The sequence below is a fragment of the Planctobacterium sp. R6 genome, from assembly GCF_055755215.1.
The window spans coordinates 111,492-125,435 of the sequence record NZ_JBVTQY010000012.1; the positions used below are offsets into that span (position 1 = coordinate 111,492).

Sequence of the window (13,944 nt, forward strand, 5' to 3'; positions counted from 1 at the left end):
AAACTGAGTTGTTACCAGTGTCTGGTTACATCCAGTTCCCAATTAATATAAATGCCGACCAGAAAAACGGATGGCGGTACTGCTCCTGCTGCAACAGTGTGATTTGTGCCGCCTGTAATGCTTCAGCTTTACTGGTGCCGGGTTGTTTAAGGTTTTCATAAAATTCGGTCATCAGGTCTACAGTGGCAGCATCTGATACAGCCCAAAGTGCGCCCAGCGCGCTGCGTACTTTGGCACGTAACGCAATACCGCTGATGCCCAATGGAGCCCGGTCATCACCATCTGCAGTCTGACAAGCACTCAGGGTCATCAGGTCAATAGGGGCGCGGGCAAATTTAGGGTGATTGAGCAATGCTTCCAGCTGATTCATGTCCAGTAGCTCGTCATAGGTCATGACAAAGCTGTTTTCCGCAGAATTGCCAAATACCCCATGGGAAGCTATGTGTACGATGTCGTACCGGTTTGACAGTAAATCATCCACAAATTGTACTTTGCTGAACTGCTCATTGACCAGGGTATGGCCCTGATACATGGCAGAGATATGTTGGATTTCGTCATCGACACCCGGTAGTTTTAACCGGCTTTTTAGGCGTTCAAGACGCTGTGCTTTTAGCCTTTTTAACTGTGCTTGATCTTCCGGTAAAGCCCGTTTTTTCAGGCGCAACTGGCCACTGGTATTGCTGGCCAGTAGTAACGATAGTGATGGCTCACTATTTTTTTCCGTTACCGAATTTAACGGTTCCTCAGCACCAGGCAAAATGCTCAGCGGCGCAGTCGATGGCCTTTGACGTTGTGCCATTTGCATTGCCTGTTGACTGGGGTATTTCGCCACAATGCGCAGTGGTTTGTGTTGTTCATCGGGTTGAGCTTTGGGGGCAAAGGCGGTTTTATTCACTATCCGCAGGCGCTGGCGCAGGTGTTTTTGTTTGTTTTGGTAGTTACCGGGTTTGTTTAAACCTGGACGCTTGCTGATATAGCGCAAGGTTAAATTCTCTGAGTTCTGCGTCTCAGATGCGAGGGTTTTTCTGACGATACGCAGTGACGGTAATGGCGAAAACGGCTGTGGAGTGGGTGACTGCCACTGCTCTTGTGCTTGTTCGCGGCGCTCTCTGGGATAGGCCAGACGTCGGCTCAGAGTGTGTTGTAACTGAGAATCGGTGGCTACATTGATAGCTGAAAACAGGCGCTCGCTGACATCGTCCACCACGGGACCTGGATTGCTCAAACCCGCCAGTAAAACACGGATATTGCCTTTTTCTGTCTGTGTGGTGTCAAACAGCGTGAGGCCCGGTGACGTCACAACACTGTACTGTTCAATCAAAAACCGCTGGCCATCATTAAGGCTGGCCAGTGGCACCAGTCGTAAGGCCCCGTCGGGCAAATATATCAGGTTGTCTATCTGATTGGCTTGTAATAAGTCCTGAATTGGCAAGATTAACCAGTCGTAAAAATAGGCCGAAAGCGAGAAATATTCAGGAGCCAATGTTCTGAGACTGGTGGCCAATGCCGTTGCGTTTTCTTTGATTTGCCGGGCAGAAACCGGCACGGTGCGTTGCACAATTCGGTCGGAAAAGCTCACTAAGATTTCCAACCGATCTTCAAGCATAATGGGATAGATAGCGGCAGTATTATCGGACACTGCGGCCAGATCCAGTTGTTGTTGCGTCTCTATTACGCAGCGATTGTCAAAGTAGTCTTCCAGCTCTGAGCGCTTCAGTAGTTCCATGGTTAATTGCGCCTGACTGAGATAGTGTTGTGTGTCGTCTGCCGTTTTCGCCTGTTGCAGTAATAAGTCAGTGAGTTCCAGATAAAGTGGTTCGAGGGTTTGCCGGAAAGAAGAGCGGCCATCCACGTAATCTACCGGGATATCCTGACGAATGGCTTCAAGGTGTTGCACCGCGCGCTGTAAAGAGGCAACGGCAGCAGCAATATTGCCCAGGGCCCGAAAGGACTGCCCGGACAACCATTCCCAGCGAAACAGTAAATCAGGGAAGGTTTGAGCAGTGTGGATTGCGTTGTTAAACAGACTGACAGCCTCGTTATGTCGATGCTCTGCCTGGTAAACCTGTGCCAGTAACCCGTAGGCTTGTGAAACGGTTGCCGTACTGTAGTGCTGCTGGTTTTGCAGGATCAAATTCAGCGTGTTAAACAGCGTCTCAATATGGGCTGACCGGTTCTGTGCTAAGGGTAAATAATCCATCAGCAGCGCGGCCCAGTTTAACAGGACTTCACTGCCGGTACGCGGATCAACTGTGGTTATGGTTTGCTGTAGTTCTGTGAGTAATGCCTGCTGTGTCTGACGGTCTTGTGATGGCATGCGCAGCCAATTTATCCCGCTCTGCAATGCTAACAGTGTATCACCGGATTGCGCTGCCAGTTGCCGGGCCTTGTCAAACCAACGTCTGGCTTTCTCCATATTTTGGCGTCGTAAGAATAAATTCGCCAGATAATGGGCCTGATCGCCGGCGATAAAATACCATTGATTGTCTTCTGCCCAGGGCTGGGTCTCAGACAAAATCAGAAAGGCTTCGTCATAACGGCGTTGCAGTATTAGCAGGTTAGCTTTAAGACCCATGATCAGCGTGTGCTGTTTGCTTTTTATTGCAACCTTAGCCAGCGTTTCGTCTAATATCAGTAAGGCCTGTGGGTATTTACCCTGCTCCCGCAATGTTTCGGCACTGTGTAATGATCTCTCAACGCTGCGCGATGATTTCTCAACGCTGCGCGATGAATCACTAATGTCAGCCAGAGCAGGCTGGGGATTTACAGTCAGCGACAACGTGCACAACACCAGGATGCATTTTAACGCCGGGAATTTAAAGTAACTCACCTGAAATCCTCATATGAATACCGTCGTCTTGCAGTACGTGATTGGCGCGATCCTGAGGAGTATTTATGGCATGCCCGTAAACCAGCTCCACTTGCCATTCAGGCGAGAATTGCCATAGAAGGCCTAACCCGGCGGACCAGAGCGGCTCTGCACTATCCTGCAACGCTGTGCGGTAATTACCCTCGCCATAGTCCATAAAGATATATCCCTGTAATGCGCCAAATCGTCCGCTGTAGTCCAGATCATCGAAAAGTGGAGCGTTGATTTGTAAAGACGTGACAAAGCCTTCGTCGCGCACCAGTTCATTTTCCCGATAGCCGCGCACAGATCGGGCACCACCCAGCGCAAATTGTTCCAGTGGTAGCAAGCCGTCACTGCTGATTTGCGCATCGGCACGCCAGGTGAGTTGCACACCCTGTGCGAAGAGGCGAGCGTACTGCAATTGCAGCAACAACGCAGAGAAGTCACTATCTGGTGCCAGATTGTCATTATCTGTGGCGTAAAAAGCGGTGATACCCTGCGAATAACGCAAATGACCAGACCAGACCTGTTTCGCGCTGCGTATACTGCCCTGCAGTGCGACACGGACAGCGGATACCCGTGACAGACCATTGTTTTCACCGGAAGCGAATGAAAAGGGTTGGTCCAGAAGGCTGCCCCGGTTTTCCCTGACTGACAGGCTGGCGGAAATTCGCAGCGCATGGTTCAGGGAACTCAGCAACGGATGACTGATGCTGATATCGGTACTTTGATAGTCGCTTTCGATATCCAGTACGGCTATTTGTTGCTCAATGACATCTGAATCGTTAAAACCCAGTTGCACTGTCAGGCGCGTGTCATATTGATTCATTGGCAGTTGATACATCAGATTCCCGCCAACTGACCCTTCTTTAACACGAACCGAAGCCGACAAAGTATCACCATGTCCCAACCAATTGAGATAATAGCCATTCAGAGTGAGCTGCTCCTCACCACTACTGGCTGAACCATAATTGTCTAATTGCAACTCAAGGCCATAAGGCGTGGCCGGTGTGATGGTTAAATCCAGAATACTTTCTCCCGGCGCTATTCCCGGACGAAACCGACCATCAAACTTGTCAAACAGAAGATCATTTAACAGCAACTGATAGCGTTCCTGAAAGTCTGGTAAATGAAAAGGGGCGCTGTTGTCGGGTAACAGACGGCCAGTGATATAATGGGGATCAATATCATCCATACCTGAAAGAGCAATACTGTTCAGGCGACCCTCTATGACCTGAAATACAATAATACCGTTTTGAGCCGTCTGATCGGGTAATATCACCCCCGAATTAATGTAACCTTTGGCAATATAGAATTGTGTTAACGCGATGCGCATTGCCTCCAGCTCGGATACCGACACCGGGCGGCCAATGTACCGGGCGATTTGCTGGTTTAGCTCTGTCTCTGTAAACAGGGTATTGCCCTGATAGCGTACGTTACTGAGAAAAAATTGCACTTCAGACCTGTTGGACTGAACGGGGGCTTTCACTTCGGGCAGGGTAAATGGGCCGCTTTCATCAACAGCGACAAATTCAGGCAACGCGGGTCTGAGGTCGGCGGGATTGGGTACGAGTTCCTGAGCAACAGCACCTGAGCTAACTATCAGACAGGGCCACAGCATTAACCCAACCAAACCTTGCTTTAAAAAACTATCCGGTATTCTCATCGCGCACCGAGTTCCTGGATCATCTGCGGCACAGGTTTTTGACATTGAACCCGGTCAGTGGTGAGTTGCCGGTTGTGTGCCTGGTCGTTCGGTTGGGATTGTGCGGCCTTATCGCCCGCTAATCTCAGCCTGATGTCAGCGGCACTTAACACCGGAGAATTAAATGCATCCGGTTGTTGTATCAGGCCCCCTTTGCCGCTGCTGGCGAGAGTACTGGCGGCGCTGCTGTTGCAGGGGTTATTGTCGAGGTTATCCAGTTGCAATATTTCAGCACCAATGCTGGCCAGCTCATCACTTAAATCAAACTCCAGAGCACCGATATTAACCACACCGCTGACACCATCAGGGGCAGCAGCCTGAATAACATTGGCACCACTGTTGGGCACAAATACCAGCCGTTCTTCAACGCCGGTAAGCAGGTTTTGTTCACTGACAATCAGAAAGTCTGCATCAATACTGATATCGCCACCACTAAAATCAGCGCCCCCGGTATTGCCCTGAATAAAGCCGTTGTCCATCAGAATAAAATCAGCTGCAATGGCGATGTTACCGCCATTTCCTGCGTTACTGACGGAGGTCGTCACCAGGCTGTTGTCGATAAACAGTTGGGTTGTGTTAAGCGCAATACCACCTGCGTCTGCATTGTCAGCAGATGAGGTAATCCGGGCATTGTTCAGTTGTAATGTGTCATTTATATTGAGCGCAATGTGACCCGCGGCAACATTGCCGGTACTGCCCGACGAAATCGCCGCCTGGTCATTGAGTGATAACGCGTCGGCAGACAACTGAATACTGCCGGTTGCGCGTTCTTCATCATTGTGGATATTGGCCGCAGTATCAACGGCAATAACGCCCCCCGACAGGGTCATGGTGTTCTGGGCGGCAATCGTAATGTTGCCGGCAGCGCCCTGACTATTCAGGCCTACCTGGCTGGAAATTCGGGTGGCGGGAATTTGCCTGTCGCTATGGCTGAGAAGCAGGTCACCTGTGGCAATAAAAATATCACCGGCATCGCCGTTTGCCTGAGAACTGGTATTGATTTCAGCGCCATTTTTCAGCGTCAGGTTGTCTACTTCAATGTTGATCAGACCGGCATCGCCAATGGCATTGAAATCCGAAACACTGCTGATCCCCGTGCTTAAAAAGGCTTTCGAGCGGATATCAATGATGGCCGCCCAGGCAATCAGATCATCGTCATCAAGCTGGGGCAGTTCGTCAAACTCTTCGGGAATATCCTCAAACTCTTCCCGGACATAGGCCAGATAGGCTTCCAGAGACACCTGATTTTGTGCGTCTATCAATAACTGGCTGGCTGTAATGTTTACTTCGCCGGCGTTGCCTGTGGCACCCAGTGAACTGGAGGTAATTTGTCCTCCGGCGGTTAATGTCACGGTATCTGCTACGTTGATATTCACTTCACCGGCATCCCCTCGTCCAATCAGGGTGGTACTGGAAATCCGGGTTGGCAGCCCGGCACCGGATAACGTCAGGTTTTGAGCGGCAATATTGATGATGCCCGCTTTCTCCGCCTGAATACTATCAGAGACTATATTCGCACCTGTGGTCAGACTCATATCACCGGCAACCAAAATGTTGATATTGCCGGCATCCGACGGTGTTAATGCCGCGGTACTGGTAATAGAGCCAAAATCAGCCATCGCCAGTGAACCTGCGTTGATAGTGACGTTGCCTGCTATTCCACCGTGAAAGGAGTCTGATGCAATAGCGCCACCATCGGTGATAGTAACATTTCCGGCGATGTGCAGTGACACATCACCGGCATCTCCGGCTCTGAAGCCCTCACCTTCTGCTTTGCTCTCCAGCTCTCCACCCTGCATGTACAAGTTCGCAGCTTCAATGGCAATATTACCCGCATTACCCCGGCTTTCACCTTCCGTTTTTATGGCGGCTTCCCCCAGCATTTGCATATCGCCCGAAAGTCTGATGTCGATATTGGCGGCGTTCCCTGAAGCCACAAAGCCGGGCATTAATTCCCCAGGTCTGCCCTCTTTTGAAGTCGCGCTACTACTGATCCCGGTATCTTCGCTGTCTTCCTGTGCAGCCATAAATAACGAATCGGCAGCAATAAATATGTTTCCGGCGTTTCCGTTGTTTTCGGTATCAGATGTGATATTTGCACCATTGACCAGGTGAATATCCTGTTCAATATCAATGATAATAGTACCGGCATTGCCATGTGCGCCGGGACCTGTGGTGGAACTATTGATGCCGGACCGCTTTCTCTGGTCGTTGCTTCCCGACATAGACAGGCTTTGTGCACTGACAGTCATGTCACCTGCGTCTCCCGCGCTGTCAGATAAGGTTGTAATAAAAGCACTGCCTTGCAGGTTAATAGCGCCACTGGCGTTTATCGTAATATCACCGGCATCCCCTCTCGCCTGAGGACCCAGAGTATTGCTGCCAATGGTTATAGGGTGTTGACCTGCTTCGCTGATCAGGTTCAGACCATCGGCCTGTATATTGATATTGCCGGCATCTCCGTTACCAACGGTAACCGATACAATATACCCACCGTTTTGCATGGTGAGATCGCCTTCGATATTCAGGTTAATATCGCCAGAGCTGCCACGTGGTGCGTTGTTAAAGTCGTTGTCCCGGCCACTGAGGCTTTGAATGCCAGGTAATTCGGCCGCCTGCGGGCTGGTTTCATTTTCAACAATGGTGAGACTTCCGGCATTAATGTTGATATTACCGGCATCGCCATCCCCCAGGGTCATGGCGTTGATTTGTCCATTGCCCAGCAGTTGTATGCCTTGCTGCACATCAATATTGAGGCTGCCGCCCTGGCCGGTGCCACTGGTTAAGGTGGCGATGCCGACATCGGTTTGGTACTGCCCGGAGTTAATTTCCAGCTCGGAGGCGCTAATGAGCATATTGCCCCCTGCGCCATTTTCCTGAGTCACATTGCTGATGGTGGCGTTGTTTAACACCTTTAAGCTATTGCTGATTTGCAGGTTTATGTCACCTGATGCGCCAAACTGATTGCTTTGCGCGTTTCCCTGAGGCGGAGGAGGTGGTCCACCAGGTCCGCCGCCGCCCGGGGGAGGGCGTCCCTCTTTAGATTCCGAGGATAATACCGAGCGACTGTCGCTTGTGCCGCCATCACTGGTGAGGGTAAAGTTGCGGGCCGTAACGGCTATATCCCCGGCCCTGCCAGAGCTGGTGGTTTCAGTTTTTACCAGACTATTGACCAGGGTAACATCGTCAGCATCGATACGAATGCCCACCTGGGCATCCGTCTCGCCATTATTCCCTGATACGATGTTGGCCCGGTAGGTGTTGATTTCTGCTGCCGTCAGGTTTAATTCTCCGCCGCCATTTCCCTCCAGCTTAATGCCGGAATTATCCATGCTAAGCCGGCCATTGCCCACGCGTTGAGGGGTAGCGATTTGCAATGTGGCGGCGGCATCACCAACGGCGATCAGTTGCAACTGACCGCCATCTTGCTTTAACTGGGCATTGTTAAACTGCACATGTGCGGCGCTGAATTGACTGTGGCGGCTGGTTTCAATCTTCACTCTGGCATTTTCGAAGCGAATAACCCCGGTTTGCGGTGTCAGAAAACCAAAAGTTTCCGGTGCGGCCACAGACAAGGTGCTGGCGGCATCAGTTGATGCCGAAAATGTTTCACCGTTGGCAAACTGCAACTCATCAGCCGTTGATACATAAAGTGCGCCGGGCACGTCTACTTTGGCATTTTCTGAGAAAACGATACCGGCGGGATTGATAAAATAAAAACCGGCATTGCCGATTTCAGATTTAACGGTTCCCTGAATTTGACTTACTGTTCCTCCTGTCACCCGGCTGATAACGTTGTTAATGTTATCTGCCCCGGTAAACAGCGCGGATTGATTAGCCAGCACATCAAATTGGGTAAAACTGTGAAATAAATTGTTTCCGACCAGGGTACCCAACGACTGATCAATAATGTAGTCAGGGCCCTGCAGCGCACTGGCCACGCCCATTGAACCATCTGTTACTACCTGCGCAGTTAACGAGGTACTGAGCAGCACACTGCTTAAAGCCAGATTGAGGATAGATTTGCTGAGCATGAAGCCGCGTCTTCCAATTTCACGATATCACCACGGAGTATATCTAAATCATCGCGAAAATCATGGCTTGTGTAGCAATTCTCATGTTTTCTCACTGAACGTGAATTTTAAATTGCACATTGTTCATTATTCGCCATTTTATGGACGAAAAAGATCATTTTTCTTTCAGCTGGAAACAAGCCTGTTGTGGATCCCACAAGCCTTGTTGCATCCAGTTTTGCAGGGTATCTCTGTCTTGCCGGAATTCGGCTAATCCGGCTGGCCACAGGGGTTCTTGTCCTTGGCAAAATTCCGATTGCCAGCGCAACCAGCTTTGTACCCTGGTCTTGTCAAAGCGCGGGTCAGACATTTCGCCCAGGGCATAGAGGCCGATTGGGGCAAGCCGACCTTTAACCACAACGGAGGCAATAAAACGGGTTGCCAGCTGCATTTGTCGGGCTGTCGAAACCAATTCTTCGGTGATTAAAATGTCAGTATTGAAATGGCGGGTAAGGCTTTCAGTTCGCGCGGCTAAATTCAGCGGATCGCCCAAACAGCCAAACTTCTGAATGCCATTGGCGGGACCCAGATTGCCCATCATGACCTGACCACTGGTAATGCCAATCCCGGCACCAAGAAATCCGGATATTTTTTGCAGGGTTGCCTGTGGGATTGCATATTCGTTATTTTGTGCCAGTTTTGCAAAAAAATGTCGCTGCTTTTTAGCCATATCAATAGCGCCGGATAGCGCCAGTTGCTGTTGCCTATTCAGGGTGGTTCCGTCGTGTACCGGCCAGTAAAAACACACCATATCGCCCACATAGGACTCCAGCCAACCGGCATATTCATTTTGTGTGGCCAGTGTGGTTTGTTGAAAATAATCATTAAGCAACTGGAAAACGTACGCCGGGTCTTTAAGTTCGCTGGTGACATCGGAATAACGTGCAATATCACTCATTAAAATAACGGCATCGACGTGTTTGTGAATGAATTTGGCACTGCCGCGATTGTTCAGTAACAGGCTGCGGATCTGCTTTGGAATGTACTGAGCCATCAGTTTGGCTTTCGCCGTGCCCAGAGAAATGTGAGTGGCCAACACCAAAGATGTGCCTGACAAGGCACAGAATACACCGGCCATGACCGGCCACAACTGTGCAGGAGGGGTGATAAAGCACAAGCCCCAGCCCAGCAATAGTGCAATCAGTGGCGACAGGTAGGCGAAGCCGGTCCGCAAAAATGCCGCCATCAAAATACTCAGGCCACTAATAGTTAAAAGCAGCAGTACGCGCCAGACAACATTTGGCCGGCTAGGGGCATCGCCCTGCAAGACGGTTTCAATGGCATCCGCTAAAAACTGAGGGCCGGACAAAAACAATCGCGGTGATCCGAAAGCCGATAGCATCGGGGTAACCTTGATATCTGTAGCTTCGGTAGGTTCGGTCATTTGCAGGATAACAATGCGATTTTGTAGCTGCTGTTGCCATTTTGAGTCGGCACTTGCTCTGTCGCAGCCGGCCAATTGGCTAAGGGGGATCATAGGTAGCCCGGGCTGTGTATCAAACTGATACTTAGGATAGGAAAAGCGCACCCGCTTGCAGGGAATATCATTGCAGGTTTCCGAATATCGGTAATCGGCAAGCGAGGAGGTGTGCCGGGTGTGGATTTCAGTGACTTTGCGTACGACAGCATTATCAGCCAGATTCATCCAGCGAAAAGAGGCGTTAAAGGTACCTTCGTCGCGTTTGTGTACTGACGCGTCGGCAATCAGTCGGTCAATTTGTTGCTGGTTATTATCCGGCTCGAAAAAATCCAGCGGCAGTAAACTTTCACCGAAAAAATTTTGCAGCAGGCTGGTGGTAACAAACGCATCGTCACCGGCAAATTGAGGTTTTGCCATAAAAAAGCGTTGAAATTGAGTTGCGCTGAGAATGGCAAAGGGCTGTAAATTTGCTGATGGTTGCCAGCGAAATTGATTGGGTAATCCCGGTGCCTGGTAATCTTCTATGCACATGGCGTAACTGGTGCGGTCATCATATTCATATAGCACCGCATCGAGAAACACTGCCGTTGCCCCCATTTCCAACGCTCGTTGCGCCGCCAATGCATACAGTGGCAACGCCTGACGGCGACTGATAAAGCCCGGAACGCCAGGGTCTAATGCGATCACAGCGACATGCTGCCAGACACTTCTTGGGGTTTGCACAATGGCAGCATCGTGAAAAAAGGAATCCAGACGCGTTTCCATACGCTGGTCAATCACCAATCCTATAATCAGGGTGAGGAGCAAATAAACACTCAACAACCAGGGTTTCTTGATGGGAACCGGATGGAGAATTGATTGCCGCAAATCTAACACCTTTAACGATAGTGACTTGTCAACGCCATGATGCCTTGGTAAAAATGTGACTTGTGACGTTCTGAACTATGATGAGTGCGTAGCAAGGAACTGCGCAATGCCATTGCTGCTTAGTTTGAAATGGATTTTGCTCAGATACAACCGTAAACAGAACCACCTTTAAAATTAGCAGATTATGAAACCATTATCTTATCAATCGAAACTGAAAACGGTGGATGTTATCCAGCGACTGGATTTCTTTCAGGGTATTTCAAAATTTGATATTGCCAGTCTAACCAAGTCAGAGCAGTTGTTTTGGTTGGCAGCGCAAGATGAAGTGATTATGCAGGCGGGAGAGCCTGATGATAAAAGCTTTTATCTGGTGTTGTCGGGTACCCTGGACGTGTACGACAAAAAACGCAATTTTATCCGGGAATTGAAAGGTGGTAGTTTTTTAGGTGAAATTGGTTTTATTTTGGGGGAAGCGCGCACAGCCACTGTGATTGTGCACGAAGACAGTATTTTGATGCGCATTACTCAGCAGGAAATGAACCGTTTTCCGCTCGGCATGAAAGACAAGATCAAAGACAAGATCATCGAGGGGTTGGCAGCCAGAGTGCTGTCGCTGAATAAAACCTGTGCCATGTTGTATGACAACATTCGCAAAGGTACCTGAGTTTTCATTTTTTCCGTTGTTTCATTTTAGGATTATCACGTGGATTTTATTTGGATCTTCTTCGCGTTCGCCTGTGGTCTGGCTTGCAGACTGGTTAATTTACCGCCGCTGATTGGGTTTCTGGCGGCAGGCTTTTTACTCAATGGCATGGGCGTAGAGCCTGCTGAGAGCCTGGATGTACTGGCAAATTTGGGTATTACCCTGATGCTCTTTACCATTGGCCTGAAACTCAATATTAAGCAGTTGTTTAAGCCCGAGGTGTGGGGCGGTACGGCCGGTCCTATGGTGTTGTGGATTAGCCTGTTTTCACTGTTCAGTATGCTTTATGCCACGCTGGGGCTGAGTTATTTTGCCGATCTGGACTGGCAAACGGCCAGCCTGCTGGGGTTTGCATTGAGTTTTAGCAGTACCGTTTGCATTGTCAAAATACTGGAAGAAGGCGGCGAAATGAAAACCCGTCACGGTAAGCTGGCGATTGGTATTCTGGTAATGCAGGACATTCTGGCGGTGGTGTTTTTGGTGGTGGCGACCGGCAAAATCCCGACCATTTATGCGTTGGGCTTATTTGCCTTGCCATTGCTCAAACCAGTGTTAGACAAGCTGATAAAAGCCGCCGGACATGGTGAGTTATTACCTTTAACGGGCTTCTTTCTGGCGCTGGGCGGTTACGAATTGTTTACTCTGGTCGGGGTAAAAGGCGACCTGGGCGCCCTGATTTTCGGATTGCTGCTAAGCAGTCATAGCAAGGCTTCAGAATTGTCAAAAGCCTTACTGGGCTTCAAAGATATGTTTCTTATCGGGTTCTTTTTATCTATCGGCTTTACGGCGCTGCCAACCCTGGAAATGGTGACTATGGCACTGTTTATGTGCATTTTGATCCCCTGTAAGTTCCTGTTTTTCTTTTATTTGTTAACCCGATTACGCCTGCGCGGCCGTACCTCTTTTTTAAGCAGTTTGTCATTGAGTAACTACAGTGAGTTTGGGCTGATTGTGGTGGCATTGGCAGTAGCAAATGGCTGGTTAGCTGAAGAGTGGTTAGTGATCTTGGCGATTGCGGTATCTATTAGTTTTGTCCTCAGCAGTGTCTTGTATCGCAAGGCGCATCGCATTTATACCCATAAAAAAGACTGGATTAACCGTCTTGAACGAAGCCCGCGTTTGCCCGAAGACTTTTATGCTCAACCTGACCAGGCACAAATACTGGTGGTGGGTATGGGCCGGGTAGGCAAGGGCAGTTATTTAGCGTTGAGACAGAGTTTTGGTGACAAAGTATGGGGTATTGATGCGGAAAGCGAGCGCATCAGTAAACTCAAGGAAAACCATTACCAGGTGATCTGTGCTGACGCAGAAGATATCGACTTTTGGGAGTCTATTGAGTTGCACAAGATTCGTCTGGTGATGTTAGCCTTACCTTCTTCAGATGACATCCTCAATATTACCGAACAACTGAAAGTCGCAGGATTTCAGGGCAAGGTAGCCGCCATTGCGCGCTACAGTGATGACCGCAAACACCTCAAGCTATCAGGCGTGGATCACGTCTTTAATTTCTACTCTGAAGCCGGTGCTGGTTTTGCCGAAGAGAGCATGCGCATTATTGAGCCTGCTTCTTCGGCATGATTCGGCAGCACTTAGCCTAATGTGTTCTTGCTCTGCGAGAAAGGGGGCCTTCGGTTTTAATGTAGGTCGCTGAATACTTCTGAATGAAACGCACTGTGCGGAGCCACATGCAAGGTGTTGTGGGTTTGGAGGCTAGATAGCAGCGGCTACCCGATTAGGCGACGTTGGCAAAGCCTTTGCCGGAAGTTGCTGGAGGAAGTTCTTTACCGTCGGCTTTATAAATTGAAATGGTTTCTTCAACAATGCTACAAAGCTCGTGAAATACTGATTCTTCATCATCTCCATGACAACCTGCCATGAAGAGGCCTGGGCTGGAGCCAACGTAACACTGATCTTCTTCAGACCACTCAACGATTTTTATGTATCGACTACTAAAGAAGACAGCCATCATAACTGTACTTCAGTACAGTTTCCGACCTCCCTAATTTGTGCAAAATAGAAGCTTTATTCAACAGACTCAGGAAGAGTTAACATGCCAAAAGCCAGGAAGGCACAAATCTGTCTTGAAGATACACCCTATTACCACTGTGTTTCCCGCTGTGTGCGCAGAGCATTTTTATGCGGCGAAGACAAACAAACCGGGGTCAGCTATGAACACCGCCGTCAATGGGTTGAAGACCGTATTCACTTTCTGTCTCAGATATTTGCCATTGATGTTTGTGCCTATGCAGTAATGAGCAACCACACCCACCTGGTATTGCACATTCACAAAGATTTATCTGACAGTTGGGATACTGAAGAAGTGAT

At 49.4% G+C, this 13,944-nt stretch carries 8 protein-coding genes; 3 read left to right on the forward strand and 5 right to left on the reverse strand.

Features of this window, described 5'->3' with window-relative positions; all coding sequences use genetic code 11:
• Nucleotides 1-25 precede the first annotated feature (25 nt).
• The 4 genes from AC0J20_RS10200 to AC0J20_RS10215 all read right to left on the reverse strand — a co-directional run bounded on the left by AC0J20_RS10200 (nucleotide 26) and on the right by AC0J20_RS10215 (nucleotide 10,916).
• A complete protein-coding gene (locus tag AC0J20_RS10200; protein ID WP_473021581.1) occupies nucleotides 26-2,830 on the reverse strand; it encodes a CHAT domain-containing protein in 2,805 nt (934 codons plus the stop codon).
• The gene (locus AC0J20_RS10205) at nucleotides 2,817-4,517 is read right to left on the reverse strand and encodes a ShlB/FhaC/HecB family hemolysin secretion/activation protein (RefSeq protein WP_473021582.1); all 1,701 of its coding nucleotides are present in this window, start codon (nucleotides 4,515-4,517) and stop codon (nucleotides 2,817-2,819) included. The genes AC0J20_RS10200 and AC0J20_RS10205 overlap by 14 nt, the downstream gene beginning before the upstream one ends.
• Nucleotides 4,514-8,590 carry a two-partner secretion domain-containing protein gene (locus AC0J20_RS10210; RefSeq protein ID WP_473021583.1) on the reverse strand — a complete coding sequence of 1,359 codons (4,077 nt, stop codon included), beginning with the start codon at nucleotides 8,588-8,590 and terminating at the stop codon, nucleotides 4,514-4,516. Before AC0J20_RS10210 ends, AC0J20_RS10205 begins: the two co-directional genes overlap by 4 nt.
• 154 nt (nucleotides 8,591-8,744) lie before the next feature.
• Nucleotides 8,745-10,916 carry an adenylate/guanylate cyclase domain-containing protein gene (locus tag AC0J20_RS10215; RefSeq protein WP_473021584.1) on the reverse strand — a complete coding sequence of 724 codons (2,172 nt, stop codon included), beginning with the start codon at nucleotides 10,914-10,916 and terminating at the stop codon, nucleotides 8,745-8,747.
• Nucleotides 10,917-11,100: 184 nt separating this feature from the next.
• On the opposite strand from AC0J20_RS10215, the gene AC0J20_RS10220 reads away from it, so the two are divergent.
• Both AC0J20_RS10220 and AC0J20_RS10225 read left to right on the forward strand, forming a co-directional pair.
• Complete coding sequence (locus AC0J20_RS10220; protein ID WP_229531123.1) at nucleotides 11,101-11,580, forward strand: cyclic nucleotide-binding domain-containing protein; 480 nt, start codon at nucleotides 11,101-11,103, stop codon at nucleotides 11,578-11,580.
• 39 nt (nucleotides 11,581-11,619) lie between these two features.
• Complete coding sequence (locus tag AC0J20_RS10225; RefSeq protein ID WP_473021585.1) at nucleotides 11,620-13,197, forward strand: cation:proton antiporter domain-containing protein; 1,578 nt, start codon at nucleotides 11,620-11,622, stop codon at nucleotides 13,195-13,197.
• 154 nt (nucleotides 13,198-13,351) lie between these two features.
• Here AC0J20_RS10225 and AC0J20_RS10230 read toward each other — a convergent pair whose 3' ends face one another.
• A complete protein-coding gene (locus AC0J20_RS10230; RefSeq protein WP_473021586.1) occupies nucleotides 13,352-13,588 on the reverse strand; it encodes a hypothetical protein in 237 nt (78 codons plus the stop codon).
• An 81-nt stretch (nucleotides 13,589-13,669) separates the two neighbouring features.
• On the opposite strand from AC0J20_RS10230, the gene AC0J20_RS10235 reads away from it, so the two are divergent.
• On the forward strand, nucleotides 13,670-13,944 hold a 275-nt coding region (locus AC0J20_RS10235; protein ID WP_473021587.1), incomplete at its 3' end, for a transposase.